The 26,488-nt window shown below is 65.8% G+C and carries 26 protein-coding genes; 18 read left to right on the top strand and 8 right to left on the bottom strand.

Features of this window, described 5'->3' with window-relative positions:
* The first annotated feature begins 177 nt into the window (after window positions 1-177).
* Window positions 178-690 (top strand): DUF2937 family protein, encoded by a 513-nt coding sequence (locus Sa4125_RS23190; protein ID WP_224002197.1) that lies wholly within the window; start codon window positions 178-180, stop codon window positions 688-690.
* A 202-nt stretch (window positions 691-892) separates the two neighbouring features.
* Here Sa4125_RS23190 and fabI read toward each other — a convergent pair whose 3' ends face one another.
* From fabI to fabA, 3 genes are all read right to left on the bottom strand, one after another.
* Complete coding sequence (gene fabI, locus Sa4125_RS23195; RefSeq protein WP_224002198.1) at window positions 893-1,741, bottom strand: enoyl-ACP reductase FabI; 849 nt, start codon at window positions 1,739-1,741, stop codon at window positions 893-895.
* A gap of 120 nt (window positions 1,742-1,861) precedes the next feature.
* Window positions 1,862-3,079, bottom strand: a complete 1,218-nt coding sequence (fabB, locus tag Sa4125_RS23200) for a beta-ketoacyl-ACP synthase I (protein WP_224002199.1) — start codon at window positions 3,077-3,079, stop codon at window positions 1,862-1,864.
* Between the two features lie 64 nt (window positions 3,080-3,143).
* Window positions 3,144-3,668, bottom strand: coding sequence for a 3-hydroxyacyl-[acyl-carrier-protein] dehydratase FabA (gene fabA, locus Sa4125_RS23205; protein ID WP_224002200.1), 525 nt, complete (start codon window positions 3,666-3,668; stop codon window positions 3,144-3,146).
* Window positions 3,669-3,855: 187 nt separating this feature from the next.
* Between fabA and Sa4125_RS23210 the strand changes: the two genes are divergently transcribed.
* Both Sa4125_RS23210 and irrA read left to right on the top strand, forming a co-directional pair.
* Window positions 3,856-4,320: a hypothetical protein gene (locus tag Sa4125_RS23210; protein WP_224002202.1), complete on the top strand. Its 465-nt coding sequence runs from the start codon at window positions 3,856-3,858 to the stop codon at window positions 4,318-4,320.
* 142 nt (window positions 4,321-4,462) lie between these two features.
* Complete coding sequence (gene irrA, locus Sa4125_RS23215; protein WP_224002204.1) at window positions 4,463-4,885, top strand: iron response transcriptional regulator IrrA; 423 nt, start codon at window positions 4,463-4,465, stop codon at window positions 4,883-4,885.
* Window positions 4,886-5,218: 333 nt separating this feature from the next.
* Here irrA and Sa4125_RS23220 read toward each other — a convergent pair whose 3' ends face one another.
* Complete coding sequence (locus Sa4125_RS23220; RefSeq protein ID WP_224008186.1) at window positions 5,219-5,692, bottom strand: SH3 domain-containing protein; 474 nt, start codon at window positions 5,690-5,692, stop codon at window positions 5,219-5,221.
* A 253-nt stretch (window positions 5,693-5,945) separates the two neighbouring features.
* Here Sa4125_RS23220 and Sa4125_RS23225 point away from each other — a divergent pair, with 253 nt between their 5' ends.
* Together Sa4125_RS23225 and Sa4125_RS23230 are read left to right on the top strand one after the other, a co-directional pair.
* Window positions 5,946-6,947: a D-glycerate dehydrogenase gene (locus Sa4125_RS23225; RefSeq protein ID WP_224002206.1), complete on the top strand. Its 1,002-nt coding sequence runs from the start codon at window positions 5,946-5,948 to the stop codon at window positions 6,945-6,947.
* Between the two features lie 221 nt (window positions 6,948-7,168).
* Window positions 7,169-8,983, top strand: a complete 1,815-nt coding sequence (locus tag Sa4125_RS23230; protein ID WP_224002208.1) for an NAD(P)/FAD-dependent oxidoreductase — start codon at window positions 7,169-7,171, stop codon at window positions 8,981-8,983.
* Window positions 8,984-9,114: 131 nt separating this feature from the next.
* On the opposite strand, the gene Sa4125_RS23235 is transcribed toward Sa4125_RS23230, so the two are convergent.
* Entirely contained in the window at window positions 9,115-9,441 is a 327-nt protein-coding gene (locus Sa4125_RS23235) for a hypothetical protein (RefSeq protein ID WP_224002210.1), read from the bottom strand.
* A gap of 759 nt (window positions 9,442-10,200) precedes the next feature.
* On the opposite strand from Sa4125_RS23235, the gene Sa4125_RS23240 reads away from it, so the two are divergent.
* The 4 genes from Sa4125_RS23240 to Sa4125_RS23255 all read left to right on the top strand — a co-directional run bounded on the left by Sa4125_RS23240 (window position 10,201) and on the right by Sa4125_RS23255 (window position 14,937).
* Window positions 10,201-11,280 (top strand): sugar ABC transporter substrate-binding protein, encoded by a 1,080-nt coding sequence (locus tag Sa4125_RS23240; RefSeq protein WP_224008187.1) that lies wholly within the window; start codon window positions 10,201-10,203, stop codon window positions 11,278-11,280.
* Between the two features lie 170 nt (window positions 11,281-11,450).
* Window positions 11,451-12,974, top strand: coding sequence for a sugar ABC transporter ATP-binding protein (locus Sa4125_RS23245; protein ID WP_224008189.1), 1,524 nt, complete (start codon window positions 11,451-11,453; stop codon window positions 12,972-12,974).
* Window positions 12,971-13,951, top strand: coding sequence for an ABC transporter permease (locus Sa4125_RS23250; RefSeq protein ID WP_224002212.1), 981 nt, complete (start codon window positions 12,971-12,973; stop codon window positions 13,949-13,951). Before Sa4125_RS23245 ends, Sa4125_RS23250 begins: the two co-directional genes overlap by 4 nt.
* A gap of 65 nt (window positions 13,952-14,016) precedes the next feature.
* Window positions 14,017-14,937: an ABC transporter permease gene (locus Sa4125_RS23255; protein WP_224008190.1), complete on the top strand. Its 921-nt coding sequence runs from the start codon at window positions 14,017-14,019 to the stop codon at window positions 14,935-14,937.
* A 177-nt stretch (window positions 14,938-15,114) separates the two neighbouring features.
* On the opposite strand, the gene ugpC is transcribed toward Sa4125_RS23255, so the two are convergent.
* Window positions 15,115-16,194, bottom strand: a complete 1,080-nt coding sequence (gene ugpC / locus Sa4125_RS23260; RefSeq protein WP_224002214.1) for a sn-glycerol-3-phosphate ABC transporter ATP-binding protein UgpC — start codon at window positions 16,192-16,194, stop codon at window positions 15,115-15,117.
* 76 nt (window positions 16,195-16,270) lie between these two features.
* Between ugpC and Sa4125_RS23265 the strand changes: the two genes are divergently transcribed.
* The 7 genes from Sa4125_RS23265 to Sa4125_RS23295 all read left to right on the top strand — a co-directional run bounded on the left by Sa4125_RS23265 (window position 16,271) and on the right by Sa4125_RS23295 (window position 22,916).
* Window positions 16,271-16,969 (top strand): GntR family transcriptional regulator, encoded by a 699-nt coding sequence (locus Sa4125_RS23265; RefSeq protein WP_224002216.1) that lies wholly within the window; start codon window positions 16,271-16,273, stop codon window positions 16,967-16,969.
* The gene (locus Sa4125_RS23270) at window positions 16,966-17,943 is read left to right on the top strand and encodes an alpha/beta hydrolase (protein WP_224002218.1); all 978 of its coding nucleotides are present in this window, start codon (window positions 16,966-16,968) and stop codon (window positions 17,941-17,943) included. The genes Sa4125_RS23265 and Sa4125_RS23270 overlap by 4 nt, the downstream gene beginning before the upstream one ends.
* A gap of 22 nt (window positions 17,944-17,965) precedes the next feature.
* Window positions 17,966-19,165 carry a sugar ABC transporter substrate-binding protein gene (locus Sa4125_RS23275; RefSeq protein WP_224002220.1) on the top strand — a complete coding sequence of 400 codons (1,200 nt, stop codon included), beginning with the start codon at window positions 17,966-17,968 and terminating at the stop codon, window positions 19,163-19,165.
* Between the two features lie 68 nt (window positions 19,166-19,233).
* Window positions 19,234-20,160, top strand: coding sequence for a sugar ABC transporter permease (locus tag Sa4125_RS23280; protein ID WP_224002222.1), 927 nt, complete (start codon window positions 19,234-19,236; stop codon window positions 20,158-20,160).
* Entirely contained in the window at window positions 20,157-20,990 is an 834-nt protein-coding gene (locus Sa4125_RS23285; protein ID WP_224002224.1) for a carbohydrate ABC transporter permease, read from the top strand. The genes Sa4125_RS23280 and Sa4125_RS23285 overlap by 4 nt, the downstream gene beginning before the upstream one ends.
* A gap of 52 nt (window positions 20,991-21,042) precedes the next feature.
* Window positions 21,043-21,924, top strand: a complete 882-nt coding sequence (locus Sa4125_RS23290) for a sugar phosphate isomerase/epimerase family protein (protein ID WP_224002226.1) — start codon at window positions 21,043-21,045, stop codon at window positions 21,922-21,924.
* The gene (locus tag Sa4125_RS23295) at window positions 21,921-22,916 is read left to right on the top strand and encodes a Gfo/Idh/MocA family oxidoreductase (RefSeq protein WP_224002228.1); all 996 of its coding nucleotides are present in this window, start codon (window positions 21,921-21,923) and stop codon (window positions 22,914-22,916) included. The genes Sa4125_RS23290 and Sa4125_RS23295 overlap by 4 nt, the downstream gene beginning before the upstream one ends.
* Here the strand turns inward: Sa4125_RS23295 and Sa4125_RS23300 are convergent.
* The gene (locus Sa4125_RS23300) at window positions 22,913-23,053 is read right to left on the bottom strand and encodes a hypothetical protein (protein ID WP_224008205.1); all 141 of its coding nucleotides are present in this window, start codon (window positions 23,051-23,053) and stop codon (window positions 22,913-22,915) included. The two genes, Sa4125_RS23295 and Sa4125_RS23300, sit on opposite strands and share 4 nt — an antisense overlap.
* A gap of 556 nt (window positions 23,054-23,609) precedes the next feature.
* On the opposite strand from Sa4125_RS23300, the gene Sa4125_RS23310 reads away from it, so the two are divergent.
* Window positions 23,610-24,371, top strand: a complete 762-nt coding sequence (locus tag Sa4125_RS23310) for an SDR family NAD(P)-dependent oxidoreductase (protein ID WP_224002230.1) — start codon at window positions 23,610-23,612, stop codon at window positions 24,369-24,371.
* 249 nt (window positions 24,372-24,620) lie between these two features.
* Here Sa4125_RS23310 and Sa4125_RS23315 read toward each other — a convergent pair whose 3' ends face one another.
* Window positions 24,621-25,286: a GntR family transcriptional regulator gene (locus Sa4125_RS23315; protein ID WP_224002232.1), complete on the bottom strand. Its 666-nt coding sequence runs from the start codon at window positions 25,284-25,286 to the stop codon at window positions 24,621-24,623.
* A gap of 156 nt (window positions 25,287-25,442) precedes the next feature.
* Here Sa4125_RS23315 and Sa4125_RS23320 point away from each other — a divergent pair, with 156 nt between their 5' ends.
* Entirely contained in the window at window positions 25,443-26,486 is a 1,044-nt protein-coding gene (locus Sa4125_RS23320; RefSeq protein ID WP_224002240.1) for a phosphotransferase, read from the top strand.
* The last annotated feature ends 2 nt before the right edge of the window (window positions 26,487-26,488 follow it).

The raw sequence follows: 26,488 nt of genomic DNA on the forward strand, positions 1-26,488 counted from the left end.
TTATCGCACGGGGCCACCGCCTTTCTTCCGTCCCGTCGACATGCCAGGCTGACGGGGCCAGGCTGACGGGGATCGAGAAGGACGGGGCATGATGATCCCGGATGAAACCGTGCGCCTCCGCGAGAAGACGACCTTCTGCCCTAAACCGACACCGTCGCAAGCATGGACACGGCCGGCATGAGCGCGCTGCTGATCCGCGTCGTCGCGGCACTTTTCTTCGGCGGTCTGGTGAGCCAGGCCAGCGAACTGACCCAGCAATATCTGCAGCGCCTGGGTGGGGCCGTGGATGCCCTGGCGAGCGTCGTCGAGCGTTTCGATGCGAGCGCGGCGACGGCGGGACTGTCGCGGGAGTCGGCCGTGGCCCGTTTGCGCGAGGCTTCAGACAGCTTCGTCGCGCGCCAGGGAGAGGATGCTGCGACGACCATCGCTCGGTATGCACAGTTGCGGCAGCGCTACGACATCCTGACGCGCAATCCGCCGCTGCTGCGGCCGTTCCTGGCGCTCGGCGACCCGGACGGGGCTCTGCTGCGCCGGACTCTCGGTGATTTTCGCCCGGCACTGCCGGTGACGGGCGACGGTCTGTTCCTCACCATTGCCGGCTTTGCCGGTGGCTGGGCGGCCGGTGCCGGAATCGCCGGGGCTATCGGCATGCGCCGCCGCCGCGCCGCACGCCGGGGGCCTTCGGCCTAGGGCGCCCGGCTAAAAAGCCGGACCCGGTTTTCGCACTATCCGGCGCGGCAGACTGAATCCCAGCCTCTCGGGTGATCTCGGCAATCGCCCGAACTCTCGCGGCAGTGATTATCCAGCGATATGCGGGGCATGACTGCCCAAGCGATATGCGGGGCATGACTGCCCCACGGGCACAGGAAGGCCGGCGGCGCGGCGCTGCCCGCTATTTCGCCGCCTGCGCTGCCGTCTCGTCGTCGACGATCGCGGCGCGGCGCTCCTGGATCTTCAACTCGTCGAGCGAGGGCATCGACATGATGCTGTAGCCGGAATCGACGTAGTGGATCTCGCCGGTGACGCCATTGGCGAGGTCCGACAGGAGATAGAGGATCGAGCCGCCGACCTCGTCGACCGAGACGCTGCGTCGGAGCGGCGCGTTCTTGCGCTGGTAGTTCAGCATCAGCCGCGCATCCGAGACGCCGGCGCCGGCAAGCGTCCTCACCGGGCCCGCCGAGACGGCATTGACGCGGATGTTGCGCGGGCCGTAGTCGGCGGCGAGATAGCGCACCGAGGCCTCCAGCGCCGCCTTGGCGACGCCCATGACGTTATAGTTCGGCATGACGCGGGTGGCGCCGCCATAGGTCAGCGTCAAAAGCGAGCCGCCCGAGGTCATAATGTCGGTGGCCCGCCGGGTGATCTCGGTAAAGGAGAAGCAGGAGATCAGCATGGTGCGGGCGAAGTTGTCGCGGCTCGTGTCGGCGTAGAGGCCCTTCAGCTCGTTCTTGTCGGAGAAAGCGAGGGCGTGGACGAGGAAGTCGATCGTGCCCCATTCGGCCTTCAGCGTCTCGAACACCCTGTCGACCGAGGCGATGTCCTCGACGTCGCAGTCGAGGAGGATCGTCGAGCCGATCTCCGCGGCGAGCGGTCTCACCCGCTTGCCGAACGCCTCGCCCTGATAGGTCAGCGCGATTTCCGCGCCTTGGGCGGACAGCGCCTTGGCGGCGCCCCAGGCGATGGAATTGTGGTTGGCGACACCCATAACGAGGCCGCGCTTGCCCTTCATCAGATCGCCCATCGAGCATTCCCTTCGCTAGTCTCGTCCGTCACATCGCCGTGTCTTGGCGACAGGCGATAGCATATCGGGCAAGCTGCTGATGACACGTGATGTTTCGCCCTATTACAGTCAGGGACGCGATCAGTCGTCCACTTTGCGGAAAACCAGCGTTGCATTCGTGCCGCCGAATCCGAACGAATTGGAGAGGACGGTCCGAAGACCGGCCTTGTCGACGCGCTCCCTGACGATCGGAAGGTCGGCAAATTCCGGATCGATCTCGTCGATATGCGCCGACTTCACGATGAAGTCGTTCTGCATCATCAGGATCGAGTAGATCGCCTCCTGCACGCCGGTGGCCCCGAGCGAATGGCCGGTCAGGGATTTTGTCGCCGAGATCTTTGGGATCTTGGCCCCGAAAACCTCGCGGATGGCCTGGATCTCCATCTTGTCGCCGACCGGCGTCGAGGTGGCGTGCGGGTTGATGTAGTCGATCTCGGTGTCGACGGTCTCGAGCGCCATGCGCATGCAGCGCGCCGCGCCCTCGCCGGACGGGGCGACCATGTCGTGGCCGTCCGAGGTCGCGCCGTAGCCGACGATCTCGGCGAGGATCTTGGCGCCGCGCGCCTTGGCGTGCTCGTATTCCTCGAGCACCAGGACGCCCGCACCGCCGGCGATGACGAAGCCGTCGCGGTCCTTGTCATAGGCGCGGCTGGCCTCGCTCGGCTTGTCGTTGAAGTCCGACGACATGGCACCCATCGCGTCGAAGAGGTTCGACATGGTCCAGTCGAGATCCTCCGACCCGCCGGCGAAGATGATGTCCTGCTTGCCGATCTGGATCGTCTCGTAGGCATTGCCGATGCAGTGGTTCGACGTCGCGCAGGCCGAAGAGATCGAGTAGTTGACGCCCTTGATCTTGAACTGGGTGGCGAGCACGGCCGAGGCGGTCGAGCTCATCGCCTTCGGCACGGCTGTCGGACCGATGCGCCGGGGGCCACTTTTCTCGGTGATCGCGGCAGCCTCGACGATCATGCGGGTCGACGGTCCGCCCGAGCCCATGATGATGCCGGTGCGCGGATTGACGATGTCGGACTCTTCGAGGCCGGAATCCTTGATCGCCTGCTCCATGGCGATGTAGTTCCAGGCCGTGCCCTTGCTCATGAAGCGCGCGGTGCGCCGGTCGAGCACGGCGAAGGGATCGAGCTTCGGCTCGCCCTGCACCTGGCATTTGAAGCCATGGCTGGCATAGTCCTCGGCGAAGGAGACGCCGGAGCGGGCCTCCATCAGCGACTCCAGGACCTCTTCGATATCGTTGCCGATCGACGACACGATCCCCATTCCGGTGACCACGACACGTCTCATCGCATTTCCTCCAAACTTGTCCTGCCCCGCATCCGCCGCCGGCGGGGCTCGGCACGCCAGAAGCCTATTCGCTGACGGGCTCTTCGTCCGAGAACAGCCCGACGCGCAGGCTGCTGGCGGTGTAGATGACCTCGCCGTCGGCCTTCATCCAGCCCTCGGCGATGCCGAGCTTCAGGCGCGAGCGCATGACGCGCTTGAACTCGACGCCGTATTCCACGAGCTTGACCTTCGGTGTCACCTGGCCGGTGAACTTCACCTCGCCGACGCCGAGTGCCCGGCCGCGGCCGGGCTCGCCGAGCCAGCCGAGATAGAAGCCGGTGAGCTGCCAGAGCGCGTCGAGCCCGAGACAGCCCGGCATCACCGGATCGCCCTCGAAATGGCATTTGAAGAACCAGAGATCGGGATCGACGTCGAACTCGGCCTTGATCGACCCCTTGCCGAACTGGCCGCCATCGGTGGTCACTTCGGTGATGCGGTCGAACATCAGCATCGGCGGCAGCGGAAGCTGCGCGTTGCCGGGGCCGAACAGCTGGCCGTGGCCGCAACTGATCAGTTCGTCGTAATCGTAATGCGCTTTGCCAGGTGCCATGATCATCCCAACCCGTCCGGTCCCCGCCGGTTTCGGCGTCGCCCTTAGCACGGGTCGAGCCCGAGACAAACCCGTGCCATGCCGATCGTCCGCCGTCGCTTGTCGCCCATTCCTGGCCAAGCTAAGGATTTTGCGGCAGGATTGTAAGCGCCCGGCAGCCGGGACGCGAATTTGCCGGGGAGCGCGAATGCCGATCAGCCGCCGCTTCGCACCGATCCTGGCACTCTGCCTCGCCGGTCCCGTCGTCCAGCCCGCCATGGCGGCGGAGGGGTGGACGGGCCAGGCCGTCGGCGGCTCCGGCCGTTCGGCCGGCTATCTCCTCGGCGACGCGACGCCGGCCCTCCTGTTTCGCTGTGCGGGGGCCGGGCGTCTGGCACTTGTCGTCTCGGGCGGAGCGGGACTGCCGCGCGATGCCGACTACACCGTCGTCGTCTCGGTCGACGGCGTCGCCTTCATCGCGGCGGCGCGATCCGGCGCCACGGCGTCGGGCGAGCTTGTCCGGATCGCTCCTTTCGAGGCGTTCTCGCCTCTCATCGCGGCGCTGAAGGCCGGCAAGGCAGCGGAGGTGTCGACCCCCCGCGGGCGTTACGTCTTGCCGCTGCGCGGCTCGGGCAAGGCGCTTGCCGTCCTTGGCGACGGATGCGACGTGTAGCCGCCGCCATCGGTTGCCGTCGCTGCCGACAATCACCAGGTCTTGCACCAGGTCTTGCATGGACCTTCGTCCTTCCGTTAAAGAAGGAGCGACAAGCTTTGATATCGAAAGCGTGGGAATATCGATGGAAAGTCGGGCCCGGATGAATTCATTTTGTGTGTTCGAGCGTCTTCGCGCCGCCGGCCTGCGGCCGACACGCCAGCGCGTGGCGCTCTGCAACCTGATTTTCGGATCCGGCGACCGCCATCTGTCGGCCGAGGAGCTCTACGCCGAAGCGCACAAGGCCGGTGAACCCGTATCGCTGGCGACCGTCTACAATACGCTGCACCAGTTCACCGACGTCGGCATCATCCGGCCGCTGACCGGCGAGGGCCAGCGGACCTATTTCGACACCAATACCTCCGATCACCATCACTTCTTCCTCGAGGAAGAAAATCAGATGATCGACATTCCCGGTGAAGGCCTCAGGCTCGATCGCCTGCCGGAGCCGCCGGAGGGGATGGAGATCGTCAATGTCGACGTCGTCGTCCGCCTGCGCCGCAAGGCTGCCGCGCCGGCGACCTGATCGCACCGACGGCCGGACCGGTATCCTCGGCCTTGCTTCTAGAAGCCAGGGCGCTGGGAGACGGGGGTGGGGGCAGGGCGCTGGAAGACACTCTTTAAGACAAGACGACACGCTGGAAGACAAAAGGACGAGAGGCATTCAGCCTCTTCGTCCTTTTTCGTTGCCCGATGAGCCGAAGTGCTGTTCGGGCGTCGCGGGGCGCCGGAAGAGCCTCGTCCGGCGGCGCCGCCGCTAGAGCATGATCCCGAAAGGTGGCTTCCGGCTTTCGGAAAGAGATCATGCGGAAACAAAGGACGAAAGCGGGACGGCGATTCGAAGAAAAGCCATTCCGCTTTAGAAGCGCTCGTCCGGATAGACGCCCCAGATCTCGCGCTGGCGCAGGTAGCCCTTGCGGCCGGACACCTCGACCGCGCACCAGCCGAGGCCGCATTCGTCGACCTTGGTGACGACGCCGGGCTCGAGCTGGGCGACGAGGGCGGCGTCTTCGGTCGCCGACCTGTGCATGTCGATCGTCGTGCTCTTGCCTTTCAGCCAGGGAGCGGCGATCGCCGTGCGGTCGCCTGACAGGAGCGAGTGATAGACCCAGCCCTCGGTGCCCTCGCTATCGCGCACGCGGCGCCACAGCTCGTATTCCTGCACGACTTCCACCGGCAGGCCGGGCTTCAGATACAGCCACGTCACCGCGTAGTCGCGGCCGGGTCCCACGCGCAGATTGACCCGCGCGGACTTCAGCGAGACGAAGCGCGGCAGCGCAAGCTTGGAATAGGCGCCGGTGATCGAGCCGGTTTCCTGCGCCACGGCCGGCACGGACAGGCTGGCGAAGATCGATGCGATGCCGGCAAGGGCGAGGCCACGGAATGCACGACGCACGGGTTACTCCAGACTAAGATTCCAGGGCCGAGGCCAGGATTGCAAGGGGCGAGCGTCGGTACGGCGCCGGCCGTGACCGGGACGCTTTGTTTTTCGGATCGCTGCTTGCTATGGACGGGCTTCTCGATGCGCCGATCATCGCGCGTTGAGGTTAACAAGCCCTTGAGGCCGGGGTCGGGGAGACGGAAGCGTGACCGAGAGGAAAATGCCTGTCGTCGCCATCACGCGCCGGTTGCCCGAGCCGATCGAGCAGCGCATGGGCGAGCTTTTCGACGTCAGCTTCAACGCCACCGACGCGCCGATGAGCCAGCCCGAGCTGGTGGCGGCGATGCGGCGCGTCGACGTTCTGGTGCCGACCGTGACGGATCGCATCGACCGCTCGATGATCGCCCAGGCCGGCGAGCGGCTGAAGCTCATCGCCAACTACGGCAACGGTGTCGACAACATCGACGTCGAGGCGGCGCACGCCCGCGGCATCTTCGTCACCAACACGCCGAACGTCCTCAACGAGGACACCGCCGACATGACCATGGCGCTGATCCTCGCCGTGCCCCGTCGTCTCGTCGAGGGCGGCAGCCGCCTCATCTCCGGCGAGCGCTGGGCCGGCTGGTCGCCGACCTGGATGCTCGGCCGCCGCATCACCGGCAAGAAGCTCGGCATCGTCGGCATGGGCCGCATCGGCACCGCCGTCGCCCGGCGGGCAAGAGCCTTCGGGCTCGAGATCCACTATCACAACCGGCACCGCGTCAGCCCCAAGACGGAGACCGAGCTCGGCGCGACCTACTGGGAGAGCCTCGACCAGATGCTCGCCCGCATGGACATCGTCTCGGTCAATTGTCCCTCGACGCCGGCGACCTTCCATCTCCTGTCGGCGCGTCGGCTGGCGCTGATGCCGGCGCACGCCTTCATCGTCAACATCGCCCGCGGCGAGATCATCGACCAGCAGGCGCTGGTCAAGCTGATCGAGGAGGGGCGCATCGCCGGCGCCGGCCTCGACGTCTTCGAGGGCGAGCCGGCCATCGACAAGCGCCTGATGAAGCTCGCCGAGGAGCACCGCGTCGTCCTCCTGCCGCATATGGGCTCGGCGACGATCGAGGCGCGGATCGACATGGGCGAGAAGGTCATCATCAACATCCGCACCCTGATGGACGGGCACCGTCCGCCGGACCGGATCTTGCCGGGGCAGGGATAGGCGGCGGCGCCGCTGTTTGCAAACAGCGCGCGGTGTTCCTTCCGGACCCGGAAGCGGCCGGGACAAACCGCATCGGGAATGCGTCCCGCCGCAGCCCGGGGCTGGCCCAAAATGCGCCTCCGCCGCTGCCCATGCTGCATCCGCGTTTCGCACCTGCATGATGGACAAGCCGCCGTCGCCCGGCAATCCTTCTCCCGGCACCGACCTCGGGGAGACACGGGATGAGCGAGACGCTGGAACGACCGCCGACCACGGACCGGGGCACGGTGGAGACCTGGCTGAGACGCTTCGAGGCGGTGCTTGCCGCCGGCGAGGCGGGCGCGGCGGCGGCCCTGTTCGGCGAGGAGAGTTTCTGGCGCGACCTCGTCAGCTTCACCTGGAACATCAAGACGCTGGAGGGGCCCGACGAGATCCGCGCCATGCTGCAGACGGTGCTCACCAGCGTCCGGCCGCACAATTTTCGCATCGAGGAAGAGCCGTCGGAAGCCGGCGGCGTCACCGAGAGCTGGTTCACCTTCGAGACCGAGGTCGCGCGCGGCCGCGGGCATCTCAGGCTGAAGGACGGCAAGGCCTGGACCTTTCTCACCACCATGACCGAGCTGAAGGGTTTCGAGGAGCCCATGGCCGAGCGCCGGCCGATGGGCGCCGAGCACGGCGCGGCGAAGGACAGGCTGAGCTGGCTGGAAAAACGGCAGAAGGAGGCCGAGGAGCTCGGCCATACCACACAGCCCGAGGTGGTCATCATCGGCGGCGGCCAGGGCGGCATCGCGCTTGGCGCGCGGCTGCGCCAGCTTGGCGTGCCGACCATCATCGTCGAGAAGAACGAGCGGGCCGGCGACAGCTGGCGCAAGCGCTACAAGTCGCTCTGCCTGCACGACCCCGTCTGGTACGACCATCTCCCCTATCTCGATTTCCCGAAGAACTGGCCGGTCTTCGCCCCGAAGGACAAGATCGGCGACTGGCTGGAAATGTACACCAAGGTGATGGAGCTCAACTACTGGAGCTCGACCACGGCCAAAAGCGCCAAATTCGACGAGGGCACGAAGACCTGGGCCGTCACCGTCGAGAAGGACGGCCGGGAGATCGTCTTGCAACCGAGGCAGCTGGTCTTCGCCACCGGCATGTCGGCCAAGGCGAACTGGCCGTCATTCCCCGGCATGGAGCGGTTCAAGGGCGAGCAGCATCATTCCTCGCAGCATCCCGGCCCCGACGCCTGGAAGGACAAGCGCGCGGTGGTCGTCGGCTCCAACAATTCCGCCCACGACATCTGTGCGGCGCTCTGGGAGGCCGGGGCCGACGTCACCATGGTGCAGCGCTCCTCGACCCACATCGTCAAATCGGACTCGCTGATGGAGCTCGGCCTCGGCTCGCTCTATTCGGAAGAGGCTGTCGCCAACGGCGTGACGACCGCCAAGGCCGACCTCGTCTTCGCCTCGCTCCCCTACCGCATCCTCCACACCTTCCAGATCCCGGTCTACGAGGCCATCCGCGAGCGTGACGCGAAATTCTACGAGGACCTGGAAAAGGCCGGCTTCATGCTCGACTGGGGCGCTGACGGCTCCGGCCTGTTCATGAAGTATCTCCGGCGGGGCTCGGGCTACTACATCGACGTCGGCGCGAGCCAGCTGATCATCGACGGCAAGATCAAGCTGAAGAGCGGCAGCGACATCGCGGAGATCACCGAGGACGGCGTCCTCCTGAAGGACGGAACGCATCTTCCCGCCGACCTCATCGTCTATGCCACCGGCTATGGCTCGATGAACGGCTGGGTCGCCGACCTCGTCGACCGCGAGACCGCCGACAGGGTCGGGAAATGCTGGGGCCTCGGCTCGGATACGCCCAAGGATCCCGGTCCCTGGGAGGGCGAGCAGCGCAATATGTGGAAGCCGACGCAGGTGGAGAACCTCTGGTTCCACGGCGGCAATCTCCACCAGTCCCGCCACTACTCGCAGTTCCTGGCCCTGCAGCTGAAGGCACGCCACGAGGGGATTCCGACGCCCGTCTACGGGCTGCAGGAGAGCTTTCACAAGAGCTGAGATCGGGGCGCCGTCGGTATCGCGGCGGAGCCGATCGGGCTATTGCAACGCCCGCCCGGCGGCGGCGAGGGATGGGGCGGGTCCTTGGCCGCAGCGCCACGGCGAAGCTGATCGGCCTCAGGCGGGCAGTCCTATCGTCCGGACTTCGTCGCGGAGTGGAAGTCGGCGGGCTTGCCCGCGACCCATCTCACGAAGCGGGCGACCGTCTCGTTGTCGGTGAGGGGCGTTCCGCTTTCGGCATGGCGAACGAGTTCGCTTGCCGAGAAATTGGCGTCGATGGTCTCGCGGCAGATCGGATGGACCGGCACGGTGTCGCGGCCGCCCCGGCTTTTGGGAACAGGGTGAAACCGGTCGACCGTCTTTCCCAAGTCACGCCCGCACAGCCAGCAGGGAACGGCCGGCGCGCTCTCGGCCGCCTCGTCCACCAGCCAGGACGCGTCCCTGATCTTGCGTGCCATGTCTCAACTCCCACTCCGCCGGCACGGCATGCCAGAGGCCATCCGACATGCGCCGGCTTTCGAACGCATCTTCTAAGACGAGCAATTTCAGATTTTTGCAAGAATGTCAGCGGCTGCGCCAAAGCCGGAAGCGCAGGGAGCGCAGAACGAGGGGGCAAAAGTGATGGCGGGCATCCACGCAAGACAGCCTCGGCAACTCACAAGCCAGGTCATGACGAGCGCCCGGTTTTCGCAACCCGTGCAAGGTGAAGGCGGCAGTTCAAATCTGCTCGCCCTTGTTGAACGCGCGCACCGTCCTGCGAAGGAAAGGACCTCCGATACCGCCGCCAGGCTCGCACCCGGATGCCGCCGCGCACGCTTCAGCGGCGCCCTGCATCCTGGCCGCAACCGCAAGCCGGGGCGCCGTTTGGGGCCCTTGTGGAAGAGGTGGCCAAAGGCATGCGCCGCCGCCGGGTTCCACCGCACGATTGTCTCTTGCCGGCTTTGCGAAACTCATATCCTAGTTAGCGATCTGCGTGCTTTCGCAAGGTTGCTGGGAGGCTGCCGCGAAGCCGGATCCGGGATCTGCGACAGGCCGCGCCCGACGGGCGTGACCCGGCCGCAGCCTCTCGGCAGAGGACTGACGCTGTCCCTCAGACGGGGGCTGCGCAGATGATCGTATCCTGGGGAGGAAACAGCATGACATTCCAGCCGACATCACCGAAGCGGCGTCGCGGCCCTTTCATTGCCGGGCTTGCCGTGACGGCCGCCGTGCTCGCCATGACGGCCGGCGCGAAGGCTGCGGGACCGGAGATCGTTTCCGGTCCGAGCGCCGATCCCGAATGCTACAAGCCGCTGACCGCCGAGACGAAGTTCTTCCAGTATCCGAAGAAGGAAGGTCCCTACCGCGTCGCGCTGGCCAACGGCTTCATCGGCAACACCTGGCGAATCCAGATGGTGCAGACGGCAAAGGCCTATGCCGAGCAGCCCGAGGTGAAGGCGAAGCTGAAGGAATTCAAGGTGGTCTCGACGGGCGACGACGTCGCGGCGCAGATCGCCGCCGTCGATAACTTCATCAACTCCGGTTACGACGCGGTCATCGTCAACGCGCAGAACCCGACCGCCTTCAAGCCGGTGATCAAGCGCGCCAGGGCCGCGGGCGTCGTGCTCGTGGCATTCGACAATACGCTGGACACCGACGAGGCGATCAATGTCAACGTCGACCAGAAGGGCCTCGGCAAGCTCTGGGGCGAGTGGCTCGTCAAGAACGTTCCCGGCGGCAAGGGCAAGCTCCTGGAAGTACGCGGTGTCACCGGCACCTCGGTCGATCGCGACCGCCATGACGGCATCCAGGAAGTTCTGGCCGCCTCTCCGGGCCCCTGGGAGACGGTCGAGGTCGTCGGGCGCTGGGATGACGGCACCGCGCAGAAGGTCGTGGCCGATGCCATTGCGGTGCACAAGGCGTTCGACGGCGTCTCCGTGCAGGGCGGCTCGACCGGAACGGTGCGCGCCATGATCGACGCCGGGCACCCCTTCGTTCCCGTCGGTGGCGAGACGGAAAACGGCTTCCGCAAGCTTTGCTCCGAGCATTCCAAGGATGGGCTGAAATGCACCTCGGCGGGCAGCGGTCCGGCGCAGGTGGCCGTCGCCATGAAGACGGCGCTGGCCGCCCTGGAGGGCGAGGTGGTGCCGCAGTCGATCGCGCTGCCGCTCTCGATCGTGTCCGATCCCGACTTCAAGGACGGCGAGAGCTTCTACGCCAAGGAGACCGACAACTTCTTCGTCGGCAATTCCTTCCCGACCTGCGGAATCAACTTCACCGCGCAGGAAATCATGGGCCAGACCGAGGTCAACCAGTAGACCGCGATCTCTTCATTCCGGCCCGGGGACGGCACGTCGCCGCCTCCGGGCCCCGGATCCCATGGCCTTTGCCGGAAAGGGCGTTCTGACCCGTGCGCGATTTCTCTTCCCCGTCGAGGCCATTGCCCGGCCAGGCGTCGAACCCGTCCGTGACGCGGCAGATCTCCGGCGTGGACGGCGGCCTCGCGCCGGTCCTCGAGCTTCGCGGCGTTTCCAAGCGCTATGGCGGCGTCGCGGCGCTGACGGATGTCGATTTCGCCGCCCGGCCCGGCACGATTCACGCCGTGCTCGGCGAAAACGGGGCCGGAAAGTCGACGCTGATCAAGATCGCATCGGGCGTCACGGATCCCAGCGACGGCGACGTCTATGTCGACGGCCACAAGGTCGTCTTCCGCAACCCGGTCCAGGCGATGGCCGCCGGCGTCGTCTGCGTCTTCCAGGAACTGTCGCTGATCCCGGACATGACGGTGGCCGACAACCTGTCCATCGTCGATCCGCCCCGTCGTTTCGGCCTGATCGACGGTCGGGCGCAGCGGCGCCGGGCGAGCGAGCTCCTCGCCCTCGTCGGTTGCGAGGACGTGCATCCGAGCGAACTGGTGAAGAACCTGCCGCTCTCGCGGCGCCAGATGGTGGAGATCGCCAAGGCGCTCGCCAAGAAGCCGAAGGTGCTGATCCTCGACGAGGCGACGTCGGCCCTGACCGCCGAGGACGTGAAGCGTGTCTACGCGATCATCCGTCGCCTGCGCGGCGAAGGGGTGGCGATTCTCTACGTGTCGCATCGCATGCAGGAGATCGAGGACCTTGCCGATGTCGCGAGCGTCTTTCGCAACGGCCGGCACATCGAGACTTTCCGCAAAGGCGCCCGCTCGGTCGACGAGATCGTGCAGATGATGATCGGACGGGAGGTGACCCATCCCTATCCCGAAAAGCCGGCGCCATCGCCGGACGCGCCGGTCGCTCTCTCGGCCCGCGATCTGACCTGGGGGCGCGAACTTCGCGGCATATCGCTGGAGGTGAGGAAGGGCGAGATCGTCGGGCTTGGCGGGCTCGACGGCCAGGGTCAGCGCGAACTTCTCCTGGCGCTCTTCGGCGTCCTGAAGAACGTGTCGGGGACGATCGACGTCGGCGGCCGGCCGGTCAAGATCGACGGTCCGCGCGCGGCCATGCGCTGCGACCTGCCGCTCGCGCTAATCCCCGAGGACCGCAAGACCGAGGGGCTGATGCTGGCGATGAGCGTCGAGGACAATATGAGCCTTGCCGCCCTGTCGCGCTTCAAGTCCGGCCTGTCGATCGACCGAAGCCGCGAGGCGGCCGCGATCGGGGACATGGTACAGAGCCTGAAGGTGAAGGCGGGGGACCTCTCGGCGCCGGTCTCGAACCTGTCCGGCGGCAACCAGCAGAAGGTCGTGCTGGCCAAATGGCTGATGACCCGCCCTGGGATCATTCTCTTGAACGATCCGACCCGGGGAATCGACGTCGGCACGAAGCAGGAGATCTACCGCCTGCTGCGCGACCTGGCCGGGCAGGGTCTGGCCGTCCTCTATTACTCCACCGACTATGCCGAACTGATCGGCTGCTGCGACCGCGTCCTCGTGATGTACGGCGGGAAGGTCGCGCGCGAACTCGCCGGCGAGACGCTGAACGAGACGACCATGATCGAGACCGCCTTCAACGTCGGGGAGCATGCTGCGTGAGAGATCTCGGCTTCTTCGTCCGCCATCACCGCGGCCTTCTCGGCGCCATCTTGCTCTTCGCCGCCATGTTCGCCCTCTACATCTCCAACCACTCCGCAGGTCTGACGCCGGCGGTGGCGACGACGGCCACGAACAAGGCGGTTCTCCTGGCGCTGGTGGCGATGGCTCAGACCTTGCCCGTCCTGACGCGCGGTCTCGACCTGTCGGTCGGCATGGTCTTCGTCCTGGCCAATTGCGTCGCCTCGTCCATCGTCGTCGGGACGCCGGGCGAGGGGGCGCTCGGCATCGTCGTGGTGCTCGGCATCGGCGCACTCGCCGGGTTCCTCAATGGCGCCATCGTCGTCTGGGGACGGCTGCAGCCGATCATCACGACGCTGGCGACGGGCGCGATCTTCTACGGTCTAGCGCTCATCGTGCGGCCGGGCCCCGGCGGAGACGTCCAGTCCGACATCGCCGACATGCTGACGGGTCAGATGTTCGGGACGGTTCCGGCCGCCCTCGCGGTGCTCCTCGCCGTCGTCGTCTTCGTCTGGGTCCCGTTCCGCCGTTCGGTCCTCGGGCGCGCGGCCTATGCGACGGGCTCGAACGAGCAGGCCGCCTACATGTCGGGAGTGCCGGTCCAGCGGGCAAAACTCCTGGCCTACACGCTGTCGGGCTTTCTCGCCTCGATCGGCGGCCTGATGCTGACCTTCAACACCTATTCGGGCGAAGCCTCCGCGCCGATCGCCGGCACCTACACGCTGAATTCGATCGCCGCCGTCGTCATTGGCGGAACCTCGCTCTTCGGCGGCTGGGGCTCGGCCATCGGCTCGATCTTCGGCGCTTTCGTGCTGCGGACGATCGAGGATCTCCTCTTCGTCTTCGATTTCGATCCGCTCTGGCAGCCGCTGTTCCAGGGCGTCGTGCTCCTGGCCGCGGTCTCGCTCGGCGCCATTCGCATGCTGCGCATCCGCAACCGGCTGGAAGTCCTGGCGTGACCGATCTTCTCTCCCCTCCCGTCTCGCCGGCGCGGCTTGCCCGCTTCGGTCTCGATCGCTCCGTCATGATCGCCTTTGGCTGCATCGCCGTTCTTCTGGCCGGCGGCGCGATGTATTCACGCGAGTTCCTGTCGCCGGAATATCTTCTCCAACAGCTGCAGATCAGCGCCTTCCTCGGTGTCATCGCCTCGGGCGCGATGCTGGTGATCCTGATCGGGCATATCGATCTCTCGATCCCCTGGACGGTGACGCTCGGCGCGATGATGGCGACGGCGGTGGCGGGCTGGTACGGCACCCCCGGCGAGATCCTCGCCATTCCGGCCGGCATACTCTGCGGCGCGCTGGTCGGTCTCGTGAACGGGCTCGGCGTCGCCTATCTCCGGCTGCCGTCGATGATCTTCACCCTCGGGATGAACGCGGTGGTGCAGGGATTGATGGTGCTTCACACGGGCGGCTCGGCCCCGCAGGATCATGCGACCGACGCCATGCACTTTCTGGCGGTCGCCCGGCCGATCCTCGGCATTCCGAATGCGCTCTTCATGTGGATCATCGTCGGCGCGGCGGTGATCTTCCTCCTCAACCGGACCGCCTTCGGCCGGCGGGTCTATGCGGTCGGCAACCGGGAACAGGCGGCTTATCTTTCCGGCGTCAACACCAATGCCGTCATCATCGGCTGCTTCGTTCTCTCCGGGGCCGCGGCGGCTTTCGCCGGGGTGCTCCTGGCGGGCTATTCGACCAAGGCCTACCAGGCCATGGGCGACAGCTATCTCCTGCCAGCCATCGCGGCCGTTGTTCTCGGCGGCACGAACGTCCTCGGCGGCCGCGGCAATTATCTCGGCACGATCGCCGGCGTCATCCTGATCACCCTCCTGCAATCGATCCTCGCCGTGATGCAGATGGAGGAAGCCGGCCGTCAGATCATCTACGGAACCGTCATCATCGTGATGCTGCTCGCCTACGGCCGCGGTGATGTCGCGAGGCGGTAGTTCCGACCGCCCACCGGCGGCCCCCGCTGCCATGAGCCGGCGGCCCCGGCAGTTCCTCATTCCCGAGCGGTCCTGCCGCTCCCAGCGCACAAAGCAGCAAAAGCAGCCGTTCACTTTCCTCAGACTAAAGCGGGATGGCTTTTCTTCGAATCGAACCCTCGGCCTATCGAAGCGGTCTCAGTTGATGCGACGGCCATCACTCGAATTGAAGAGATGAACCCGTTCTCCCCGCCCCGCCACCGAAATGCGCTCGCCGACGTGGACCGTGCTGGTCCGAGGGAACTCCACCGTCATCATCCGGTCTCGGCCGATGTCGATATAGCCAAAGATCTGGCTGCCCAGCCGCTCGACGACCGACAACTCGCCTGTGAACCACGCCGCCTCGGAAGAGCAGACTTCGAGATCTTCCGAGCGAATGCCGAGCGTGACGCGCTCGAGGGCGCGAGGGGCATCGGGAAGCGGCACATCGACCTCGCCGATGGGCAAACGGAGCCGAAGGTGGCCGTCCCCACCAGCCACGACATCGCAATCGAGCGTGTTCATTGTCGGACTGCCGATGAACTTCGCCACGAAGAGTGTCTGAGGTCGGTGATAGAGGTCGAGCGGCGCTCCGACCTGCTCCATGTTTCCCCCGTTCATCACCACGATCCGATCTGCCAGGGTCATGGCCTCGACCTGATCATGCGTGACGTAGACGGTCGTCGCCTTGATGCGCCGATGAAGCTTGGCAATCTCCAATCGCATCTCGACACGCAGCGCCGCGTCGAGATTGGACAGAGGCTCGTCGAAGAGGAAGGCATCGGGATCGCGCACGATGGCGCGCCCCATGGCGACGCGCTGGCGCTGGCCACCAGAGAGTTGCGCGGGAAGTCGAGCAAGAAACGGATCCAGCTTCAGGATGGCGGAAGCCGCCTTGACCTTCTCGGCGATGGCGGAGGGATCGGCGTTTCGCATCTTCAGGCCGAAGGCCATGTTGTCCTCGACGCTCATGTGCGGATAGAGCGCGTAATCCTGGAACACCATCGCGATGTTGCGCTCGGCCGGGGGCAGGTGCCCGACGGAGCGTCCGCCGATCACGAGATCGCCGGCGGTAATTTCCTCCAGTCCCGCAATCATCCTCAGGAGCGTGGACTTGCCGCAGCCGGACGGGCCGACGAGGACGACGAACTCGCCGCTCGCGATCTCGAGGTCGATCCGCTTGATCACATTCACTGAGCCGTAGTCCTTGCGGATGGCCTTCAAGGCGATGGCTGACATGGGTCTCCTTCCGACCGCTTGATCTTTCGTCTATTATCAATAATGATATCGATAATGACTGGCAAGGGAGGTCGGATTGAACGAGCCGCATGGTCTGATCGGGCGCCGCAACGGAGCGGGAAAGCGCGTCGCGACGGGCAAGTCCGCCGCAGCCTTCACCTCCCTGAAGCGCGAGATCATGCTCGGCGAGCTCGCCGCGGGGCACGCCCTGGTCGAGCTGGACCTTGCGATGCGCTTCGGCTGCAGCCAGGGCACGGTGCGCGAAGCGCTGCTCCAGCTTCAGGACGAAGGCCTCGTCCAGCGCAACGGGTATCGTGGCACCCAGGTCTCCGATTGTACGCTGGAGGAGGCGGTCGAGCTCTTCCGCATCCGCCAGTCCATCGAATGCCGGGGCATTGTCCATGTCCTGCGCCATCCCAGCCGCACGCTGACGGCGGACTTGAAGGCCCTCCAGGAAGCCATGGTGGAGGCTGCCAAGGCGGGTGACGAGCTGGAACTCGCCTCCATCGACCGGGAGTTCCACAGTCGAATCTTTGCCGATGCCAAGCTCGGCGCACTCGACCCGATCCTGCGGCGCTGCCTCCTTCACAATCACCGCTTCAAGATCTCGCGCTCGGCGGAGGCGCGCGATCTCGTGCAGACGGCCCAGCGTCACGAACCCATCGTCGCCGCGATCGAAGCCCGGGACCTCGCCGCCGCTTCGGCCGCGCTTTTTCACCATATCGCGACGATCGTGGATTTCGGCCCGAACGTCTTTCCGGACCAGATCCAATGAGCACCGTCGAAGCTCCCCCGGCCTTCGCGACCGAGCTTGCGCCCGAGATGGCTGCGTTGATGGCTCGGATGGCTGCGGAAGACGGACCGCAGCCGGATCCGACGCTCCTGCAGCCGGCGGAAGGAAGGCGCGTCGCGGAAGAGGGAAACAGGCGCTGGAACGTCGACCTGCCGCCGATGGAGCGCGTGGGGACGGCCGTCGTGTCCGCGGATGCCGTCCTCGGCTCGGCCGATACCCGTCTCCTGGCGATCGTTCCCCCGAACGCCGGAGCGGGTGCGATTCTCTTCGTCCATGGCGGCGGTTTCGCCTTCTGCAGCCCGGAAAGTCACGAGCGCTGCGCGCGGGTTCTCGCCACCGAAGCCGGCTTGCCTGTGATCCTGCCGGATTACCGACTGGCGCCCGAGCATCCCTATCCCGCGGGGCTGCTCGACGTCGTCGCCGCCTGGCGCTCGGCGTTTGCGGCAACGGCACGCTTCGGCGTTCGTCCCGGGCCGCTGGTGCTGGCGGGCGACAGCGCCGGCGCCGGCCTTTGCGTCTCGGCGATGCTCCACGAGGCCGGGCGGCTTCGGGCCGATGCAGCCCTTCTCTTCTACGGCGTCTATGCCGCCGATTTCGAGACGCCGTCCTATCGGATCTTCGCGGACGGGCCGGGCCTCACGCGCGCGAAGATGCAGCGCTACTGGGCCTACTACCTCGCGGACGAAACGGCGCGTCGGTCGCCGCTCGTATCGCCGCTTCTGGCCGAAGATTCGGCGCTCGCCGCCCTTCCGCCGCTGCATCTGATGGCGGCCGGCATCGACCCGCTTCTCAGCGACACGCTGGGTCTGGAGGCGCGGCTTGCCGCTTGCGGCCGGACGGAGCGCACGACGATCGTACCGGGAGTCGTGCACGGCTTCCTGCAGATGAGCAACGAACTACCCCAGGCGCGGGAGGCGCTGGGGCGGGCGGCGGATTTTGTCCGCGGCCTTTCCTGAAAAACGAATGGGAGGAATGATTATGAAAAGTCTGAAACTTCTTGCCGGGGCGCTTGCCCTCTTCACATCGCTCGGCGCCTCGATGGCGCAAGCGGAGACGGTGCGCTTCTGGTACCATTTCGACAATCCCGAGAACCCGATGTCGGCTCTCGTCACGAAGTTCCAGACGGCCAACCCCGATATCCAGATCGAGGCCGAGAACGTCCCCTGGAACAGCTATTACGACAATCTCTACACCGCGCTCGTCGGCGGCAACGCCCCGGACGCGGCGATGGTGAAGCTCTTTGCCCAGCCGCGCCTGATCGAGATGGGCGCGCTGGAGCCTCTGGGCGGGCGCATCGACGCCTGGCCCGGCAAGGCCGAGCTTCTCGACAATCTGTTGCCCCTCAACGCCGGACCGGACGGCAGCGCCTACTATCTCCCCATCCAGTACGTCGTCCTTTACCTCTACTACCGCACCGACCTCTTCGAGGCAGCCGGCCTGCAGCCCCCGAAAACCTGCGAGGAGTTCCGTACCGCCGCCAGGACCCTGACCAAGGCGCCCGACACTTACGGCTTCGGCTTTCGCGGCGGAAAGGGCGGCTGGGATCAGTGGGGCTCGTTCGTCCTTTCGCGGGGCGCCGAGCTGAAGCCAGGCGGGCTCGACAATCCTCAGGCGATCGCCGCCAACGAGTGGCTGGTCGACATGTTCACCAAGGACAAGTCGATCCCGCCCTCCTCGCCGAACGACGGCTTCCAGGAGATCATCGGCGCCTTCAAGTCCGGCAAGACGGCCATGACGATCCACCATATCGGCTCGTCCAAGGATCTCGTCGCGGCGCTCGGCGACAAGGTATCGGCGGTGCCGGTACCCCAGTGCGACGGGAAGGCCTGGACATCCTATGGCGACGAGTCGCTGGCAATCTTCGCCGATTCGCAAGTGAAGGACGCGGCCTGGAAGTGGATCTCTTTCCTGGCCGAGCCGGAGAACAACGTTGAGTTCGTCAAGGCGACCAACCAGCTGCCGGTGACGAAGACGGGTTCTGCCGGCTGGGCCGGACACGAGAAGCGCTTCGTGGATGCCACGCTCGCCTCGCTGCCCTTCGCGGCGGTCCTGCCGCAGTCTTCCGCGACGGCCGATTTCGTCAACACCGAATGGCAGGCCTCGATGCAGCAGGCGATGACCGGCCAGATCACCCCGGCCGAGATGATGAAGAAGCTGCAGGCGCTCTTCGCCGAATAGCCGCTTCCCAACCTGGGCGCCGGAGCCTCCGGTGCCCATCCTCTCGGTCGATCCGAAGGCGCATCTCCATGTCCACGCTTCAAGACATATCCGCGTTGGAAGGCGCGCCGCGACGGCGCTTCTCGCGCGAGGGGCTGACGCCCTACGCGCTTCTGGCGCCGGCGGTCCTCGTCGTTCTCGTCGTCGTCTTCCTGCCGATGGCGGAAGCGGTGATGACGAGCTTCTACGAACTGATCCTGTTTCGCCCCAATGCGAGCCACTTCGTCGGGCTCGCCAATTACCTCAAGCTCTATGCCGATCCCGTCTTCTGGGAAGCGCTCGGCAACACCGCGCTTTGGATCGGCCTCACCGTGCCGCTGCAGATGGGGCTGGGGCTCCTCGCGGCCATTCTCCTGAATCGCGAGTTCGCCTGGCGGGGTCTCGCCCGCGCGCTCGTCATCATTCCCTGGGCGCTGCCGAGCGTGGTGATCGCGTTGATGTGGCGCTGGATCTACGATCCCAATATCGGCGTCCTCAACGATCTTCTCCTCTATCTCTCCGTCATCACCGCGGCCGTGCCATGGCTCGCCGATCCCGACATCGCGATCTATGCCATCATCGCCACGCTGACCTGGCAGGGCTTTCCGTTCTTCGCCGTGATGATCCTTGCGGCCCTCCAGGGCATCCCGAAGAGCCAGTACGAAGCCGCCTCGATCGACGGCGCCAGCGCCTGGCGTCAGTTCCGCCACATCACCTTGCCCGGCATCGCCCCCGTACTCGCCACCGCCGGACTGCTCCGGGTCATCTGGGTGGCGAACTCGATGGACGTCATCTTTGTCATGACCGGCGGCGGCCCCGGCTACGCTACGACGACGCTGCCGCTCTACGCCTTCGTGAAGGCGCGCCAGAACCTCGACTTCGGCTACGGCTCCGCGATCGCAGTGACCTTCACGCTCATTCTTGGCTCCGTCGTCGCGATCTACATCGCCCGCACGATGCGGGAGGTCGAACGATGAACCGCCAGAGCTTCCTGAAGCGTCTCCTGACGACGCACATTCCGGTCGCGCTGATCGTCCTTCTGGCACTCGGTCCCTTTGCCTGGATGATCCTGACCTCGCTGACCCCCTCGGCCGAAATCGTCTCGCAGGGCGTCTCGGTCGGTCCGTCCGGCTGGAGCACGGACAATTACGTGCGGCTGCTCAGGCAGACGTCCTTCCTGGACAATATGGGCCACAGCTTCATCGTCGCGTTCGGAACGGTGGTTCTCGGTCTTCTCGTATCGGTAACGGCGGCCTATGCCTTTTCGCGCTTCCGCTTCGCAGGGCGAAAGGCGCTGATGCTGCAGTTCCTCCTCGTCAACATGTTCCCGATCGTCCTCCTCATCCTGCCGCTCTTCATCATGATGCGGCGGCTCGGCATTCTCGACACGCATATCGGGCTCATCATCGCGAATGCGACGACGGCCATTCCCTTCGCGGTCTGGATGCTGACGAGCTATATCGGGGCGATTCCCAAAAGCCTCGACGAGGCCGCGATGATCGACGGCTGCTCGCGCCTCACCGCCCTTCGGCGGGTGGTCCTGCCGCTGGCGCTGCCCGGCATCATCTCGACGGGCATCTATATCTTCATCACGGCCTGGAACGAGTATCTCTACGCGCTGACGCTGGGCGGGCGAAACGTGCGCACCGTCACCGTCGCCATCCAGACGCTGATCGGCGAGTTCCAGATCGAATGGGGCCTGCTCGCGGCTGGCGGCGTCGTCGGCGCCCTTCCCGTCACGATCCTCTTCCTCCTCGTCCAACGCCGACTCGTCGGCGGCCTCACGCAAGGCGCGGTCAAGGGCTGACCGCACGCCGCCATCCGAACTTCCCGTCCCTCCGCCAAGGAAAGATTGCCTCATGAACCCGGTCGGGTTGATCTCCATGCAATATGCGAGGCCTTTCACGGCCGAGCATTTCCCGCTTTTTGTCAGGATGAAGAAGCTCGGCTTCGATTTCGTCGAACTGCTCGTTCCCGAGCCCGGCGAACTCGACACGCGCGAGACGGCCAAGGCGCTTTCCGATGCCGGCCTCGGCGTCGTGCTCGCCGCGCGCGTCAATCTCCAGCGCAACCTTTCCTCGGCCGAGCCGGACGCCCATCGGGGCGGTGTCGACTATCTGCGCTACACCGTCGACTGCGCCATCGAGCTCGGCGCCACGATCGTCGGCGGGCCGCTCACGGGGAATCCCCTCGTCTTTGCCGGACGCCCGCCCGCACCGGTGACGGAAGAGGAGCGGCTGGCCCGCAAGGCCCGCTGCGTCGAAGGCCTGAAAGCCGCCGGCGCCCATGCGGCCGGAACGGGCGTGACGCTTGCCGTCGAGCCGCTGAACCGCTTCGAAAGCGATGTCCTCTGCACGACGCAGCAGGCGATCGAGTTGCTCGACGCCGTCGATCACCCGTCCGTCCAGCTGATGCTCGACACCTTCCACATGGCGATGGAGGAAGCGTCCATCGCCGAGGCGATTCTCCTTGGCGGGGCGCGCATCCGGCACTTCCAGGCCAACGAGAACCATCGCGGCTTTCCCGGAACCGGCTCGGTCGACTGGGTGTCTGTCTTCCGCGCTCTCCACGAGGTCGGCTATCGCGGTCCCATCTCGCTGGAACCGTTCCGCCGGAACGACGACCGCTTCGGCGTGCCGTTCGCGCAGTGGCGCCCGCCGCACGAAGACGAAAGCGAGCGGCTCGCCGCCAGCGCGGCGTTCATAAAGTCTCACCTCGCACTGACGGAATTCAGACGATGACACTTCGGATCGGTTGGATCGGCTGCGGCCTTCATGCAACGCAGATGCTGCTGCCGCAGCTCCTGCGTCACGACGTGGAGATCGCCGCGCTCTGCGATATCGACGCCGATCGCCTGAAGGTGGCGGGGCGTCAGTTCGGCGTCTCCACGTTGACCTCGGATGCGCATGCGCTCATCGCCACGAGCGGCCTCGACGCGATCGGAATGGCCGTCGGCCCGGACCAGCATCTCACCTTCGGCAAGGCGGCACTGCAGAAGGGCCTTCCCGTCTTCATGGAAAAGCCGCCCTCCGGCTCGGCCGCGGGGGCGCGCGAGCTCGCGGAGGCTTCGCGGCGCTCGGGCAAGCCGCTCCTGGTCGGCTTCATGAAACGCTATTCTGTCGGCAACAAGATTGCCCACAACGTATTGAAGTCCGGCCGCTTCGGCGATGTGCTCGGCCTGACCGGCTACTACATGACAGCGCCCGGCTACTTCACCGGCAACGTCGACTATACCGGGTTCCTGTTGCACCATTGCGTCCACTACATGGACCTGGTCTCGCATCTCGTTTCGCCGGTCACGAAGATCACGGCCCGCAAGGTCGAGAAAACCCCTGGCCACATCCTCTTCCATGTCGGCTTTGACTTCGAATGCGGGGCGATTGGCACGGTCGTCATGGGCACGGTCCAGTCTCGCGGCACACCCGTCGAGCGCATCGAGATCATGGGAGACCATCAGCGCCTCGAGATCGATGACGTGGTCGAGGTGCGCTGGCACCGCAATCCGCCCTTCAAGGTGTCCGATCCCGCCGCGACGCTTCTCGACGCGGAAGACTCGCTCACATGGAAGCCGAACTTCACCGCCGCCGCCAACGAGGATTACAAGGGCTATCATGCTCTCCTGGCGGACGTGGTCCCCGGCCTCCTGGGCGAGGCGACACCGGCGCCGACGATTCATGACGGTGTCATTGCCATGGAACGTCTGGAGGAAATGCGGCGCCAGCTTGCAATCTAGGTCCAAAAGCACAGGGGAAGCCATCGCTGGACCAGCATTTCGCTGAAGGCCTCGACGCTCATCCGGGCGCGCATGCTCTCGCGGCGCAGCCGGGCGATCTCGTCGGATACCTTCTCGGAGGTGACGATCTGCACCACCTCAGAAGCGCTTCGGCAGCGTCGGCATAGGCTGGAAGCAGGCCCGCGGGATCGCGGTGTACCGGTTCCAGCGTAATGCCGAGCGCCGGATCCGCCGACAGTTCGCGACAGGCGAGCAGGGCACCGTTCAGCATTGACTGACCGAGCGCCCCGTAGGAGCCGGCCGTCGACAGGATCAAGCCGATCTGGTGCGTGCGCCTTGTCATCGTCGTCCAAACCCAAAAAGCCCCCTCAGCTTGGATGCTGGGTGGCGACGGTGCCGATGTGAGTGAAAGCTTGTCGAATTCCGTGGCGCGATGTGGCAGCTCTGCCCGACGCCTAGGATTTAAGCCGACGCGCGTTGCCGGGGGTGTCAATCGCCCATTCGGATGCCCGGCGCCGTTTTTCGCAAGGTGGATCCTTCCCGATGTTCTGCCGCTTGCCAAGCTGGCGCAAATGCGAAAACTTGTGCTGGCTTGCTGCCTCGATCATCTGAAGCGGGCGAAGATCGCACGCCCCCACCCGCGCCACGTCCCGCCCGCGCCACGTCCCACCCGCGCCACGTAAGGTATCTGCCATGGATCTCGGCTTGAAGGGCCTCAAAGCACTCGTCACCGGCGGCACCAAAGGGATTGGCTGGGCCATTGCCGAAACGCTTGCCCGGGAAGGCTGCGACGTCGCAATCTGCGCGCGCAATGCCGGGGAGGTGGCGGCCGCGGCCGACAGGCTGGGAGCTTTCGGCGGCCGGGCCACCGGCGCCGTGGTGGACGTGTCCGACGGGCCGGCTCTGAAGGCGTGGGTCGCCGAGGTTGGTGCGGACTTCGGCGGCGTCGACATTGTCGTCGCAAATGTCAGCGCTCTTTCCATCGGGGCTGAAGAAGAGAGCTGGAACAAGGAATTCCAGACCGATCTGATGGGCACCGTTCGCCTCGTCGAAGCCGCGATGCCCTTTCTAGAGAAGAGCGGGAAGGGGTCGATCGTCACAGTTTCCAGCGTGTCCGGCCGCGAGATCGACTTCACCGCCGGGCCATACGGCACGATGAAGGCGGCCATAATCCATTACACCCAAGGGTTGGCCTACCAGCTTGCCGCCAAGGGTATCCGCGCGAATACGGCCTCGCCCGGCAATACCAAATTTCCCGGCGGCATCTGGGATCAGATCGAGACGGGCAACCCGAAACTCTTCGCAGAGTCGCTCGCCCTCAACCCCACGGGACGGATGGCGACGCCGCAGGAAATCGCCAACGGCGTCGTGTTTCTCGCTTCGCCTGCGGCCAGCTTCGTCAGCGGCACGAACCTCGTCATCGACGGCGCGCTGACGCGTGGGGTCCAGTTCTGAAGTGCGCCTTTGCCGGGGCCGATTCCGGTGCGACAGAACGTCTCCGAGCGACCCAGAAGAGCCAAGGCGGGCACTCTGCGATCGGCTGTGACGAATGTCAGCGATGAGGTGTGAGCCCACTCACGTCGAGCGCCCGAAATGGGCGCAGCGCGGTCCCTTGTTTCTGTTTCCTGCACTGGAGTTCGGGGCCGGCGATCAAGTTTTGAGACCCACCCGGTTGGGGACGCCAGCCGAGCCCACGGTTGGAGTCTACGGCCCGTTCCCCAGAATTCCAGCAAGCTCGAAAAACTTCACGGCGTCGTTGATGTCGGCCTGGATGGCGGTATCGGCCGCGTCGCCGTCCCCCTCCTCGATCGCCCGCAGGATGTCGTAGTGGTGACGGATCATCGCCTCCCCGCCGAGTTCGTAGACTGACGCGATCAGGGGACCCATGCGAAGCCAGAGGCTCTGGATCATGCCACGCAGCACCGGCAGGCCGGCGGCTTCGCAGATGCTGAAGTGGAATTCGCGGTTCAGGCGCACCGCCGCGGCAATATTTCCGGCCGATCGTGCCCGCTCGTTGTCTGCAACGACCCCGGCAAGGGCGAGGAGGCCCGGCCGATCGATGTTCTGGGCCGCCAGCCGCGCTGCCAGCCCTTCGAGCCGCAACCGGATCAATCGGACCTCGTCCAGCTGCCGCGCCGTCATTCGCGGCACCCGGATATCTTTCGGGCCACGCCACTCCAGCGCATGTGCCTCGACCAGGCGCAGGATCGCGTCCCGTACCGGTGTGACGCTGACGCCGAACTGGTCCGACAGCGTCCGGATGCGCAGCTTGTCGTCCGGTTTCAGCGCCCCCTCGGTCAGCGCGAGCGCAAGCCTGGCGTAGACGCCTTCGTACAGGCTGCTGCGGTCGATTGGCTGAAAGTCACTCATTGCTCGGCTCCACGACCATCCCTGCCCACATCGTCGACAAATGGGAAGCCTGCCCCATCGTCCGTTCGCTGCCGTTCTTGACGCATCATGCATCAAAAGACTATCGTCGTCATGGTCTCGCATGGCGCACGCAGTCGCTTGTTTTCTGGAATCCCTATGGCTCAGCCGCCTCATGCCCCCGAGAATGATGTTCTCAACGCACATTGGGAGCCTTGCGCGATTGCGCAGGTCGAGGAGCTGGCCCTGACGGTGTTCGGCAAGGTCGGCGTCGCGAAACGCCTGTCGAGCGAGCGCGACGAGACGTTCCAGCTGGCGACCGACGACGGGAATTTCACCCTCAAGATCGCGAACCCGGTCGAGGACGTACTATCCCTGGCGTTTCAGGCGGACGTGCTCCTGCATCTGGCAAAGACAACCCTCCTCGTTCCCGTGCCGCGCCTGGTGCCGACCCTCGACGGTCAGGCGAGCTTTGCGCTTCCGGTGCCGGATGGCAGCCGGGTGGTGCAGCTCCTGACCTATCTCGAGGGAGAGCTGATGGGGGCGACCCCGGCCAGTGCGAAGCAGTGCCACGCGCTGGGTCTGGCGCTTGGCAGCCTGTCGGCCGGACTGGCCGGCGCCACGGCGCGACCGCCCGCGGGCAAGCTCCTGTGGGACCTGTCGCATTTCGCGGATCTCGCCTCGCTGCTCGGCTTCGTCGATGCCGCGCGACGGCCGGTCATCCAGCGGGTCCTCGACGACTTTTCCGGCCGCGTCCTGCCCGGCCTCGGCGATCTGCCGGCGCAGGTGATCCACAACGACTTCAATCCCTACAACATCCTCGTCGACCCCCAGCGGCCGGACGCGGTCGTCGGCATCATCGACTTCGGCGACATGGTTCACGGCCCGAGGGTGAACGATCTGGCGGTGGCGGCCGCCTACCATCTCAGCGGCGAGGATTGGGCGGAAAAGCTGTCCGCCCTGCTGCGCGGCTTCGGCGCCGTGGTGCCGCTGACGCCTGCCGAGACCGAGGTTCTGCCGACGCTCATCGCCGCGCGGCTGGCGATGACCATGATCATCACCGAATGGCGCGCCTCGCTGCGGCCGGACGAGAGCGCTTACATCCTGCGCAACCACCGGTCCGCCTGTCTCGGCCTCGCGCACCTGTCCGAGGCGCCCGAAGCCGATCTCCGCCAGCTCATTCACGACAGTTGCAAGGCCTGAAC

Origin of the sequence: Aureimonas sp. SA4125, from assembly GCF_019973775.1 — a bacterium.
Classification (GTDB): Bacteria; Pseudomonadota; Alphaproteobacteria; order Rhizobiales; family Rhizobiaceae; genus Plantimonas.

What these genes read in the sequence shown, in the direction of transcription:
- Sa4125_RS23295 (WP_224002228.1), top strand. Translation starts at nt 21,921, where the DNA reads ATGACACTTCGGATCGGTTGGATCGGCTGCGGCCTTCATGCAACGCAG.
- Sa4125_RS23310 (WP_224002230.1), top strand. Translation starts at nt 23,610, where the DNA reads ATGGATCTCGGCTTGAAGGGCCTCAAAGCACTCGTCACCGGCGGCACC.
- Sa4125_RS23230 (WP_224002208.1), top strand. Translation starts at nt 7,169, where the DNA reads ATGAGCGAGACGCTGGAACGACCGCCGACCACGGACCGGGGCACGGTG.
- Sa4125_RS23280 (WP_224002222.1), top strand. Translation starts at nt 19,234, where the DNA reads ATGTCCACGCTTCAAGACATATCCGCGTTGGAAGGCGCGCCGCGACGG.
- fabB (WP_224002199.1), bottom strand. Translation starts at nt 3,079, where the DNA reads ATGAGACGTGTCGTGGTCACCGGAATGGGGATCGTGTCGTCGATCGGC.
- fabI (WP_224002198.1), bottom strand. Translation starts at nt 1,741, where the DNA reads ATGGGCGATCTGATGAAGGGCAAGCGCGGCCTCGTTATGGGTGTCGCC.
- Sa4125_RS23315 (WP_224002232.1), bottom strand. Translation starts at nt 25,286, where the DNA reads ATGAGTGACTTTCAGCCAATCGACCGCAGCAGCCTGTACGAAGGCGTC.
- Sa4125_RS23275 (WP_224002220.1), top strand. Translation starts at nt 17,966, where the DNA reads ATGAAAAGTCTGAAACTTCTTGCCGGGGCGCTTGCCCTCTTCACATCG.
- Sa4125_RS23320 (WP_224002240.1), top strand. Translation starts at nt 25,443, where the DNA reads ATGGCTCAGCCGCCTCATGCCCCCGAGAATGATGTTCTCAACGCACAT.
- fabA (WP_224002200.1), bottom strand. Translation starts at nt 3,668, where the DNA reads ATGGCACCTGGCAAAGCGCATTACGATTACGACGAACTGATCAGTTGC.
- Sa4125_RS23190 (WP_224002197.1), top strand. Translation starts at nt 178, where the DNA reads ATGAGCGCGCTGCTGATCCGCGTCGTCGCGGCACTTTTCTTCGGCGGT.
- Sa4125_RS23210 (WP_224002202.1), top strand. Translation starts at nt 3,856, where the DNA reads ATGCCGATCAGCCGCCGCTTCGCACCGATCCTGGCACTCTGCCTCGCC.
- Sa4125_RS23290 (WP_224002226.1), top strand. Translation starts at nt 21,043, where the DNA reads ATGAACCCGGTCGGGTTGATCTCCATGCAATATGCGAGGCCTTTCACG.
- Sa4125_RS23235 (WP_224002210.1), bottom strand. Translation starts at nt 9,441, where the DNA reads ATGGCACGCAAGATCAGGGACGCGTCCTGGCTGGTGGACGAGGCGGCC.
- Sa4125_RS23285 (WP_224002224.1), top strand. Translation starts at nt 20,157, where the DNA reads ATGAACCGCCAGAGCTTCCTGAAGCGTCTCCTGACGACGCACATTCCG.
- Sa4125_RS23270 (WP_224002218.1), top strand. Translation starts at nt 16,966, where the DNA reads ATGAGCACCGTCGAAGCTCCCCCGGCCTTCGCGACCGAGCTTGCGCCC.
- Sa4125_RS23255 (WP_224008190.1), top strand. Translation starts at nt 14,017, where the DNA reads ATGATCGCCTTTGGCTGCATCGCCGTTCTTCTGGCCGGCGGCGCGATG.
- ugpC (WP_224002214.1), bottom strand. Translation starts at nt 16,194, where the DNA reads ATGTCAGCCATCGCCTTGAAGGCCATCCGCAAGGACTACGGCTCAGTG.
- irrA (WP_224002204.1), top strand. Translation starts at nt 4,463, where the DNA reads ATGAATTCATTTTGTGTGTTCGAGCGTCTTCGCGCCGCCGGCCTGCGG.
- Sa4125_RS23240 (WP_224008187.1), top strand. Translation starts at nt 10,201, where the DNA reads ATGACGGCCGGCGCGAAGGCTGCGGGACCGGAGATCGTTTCCGGTCCG.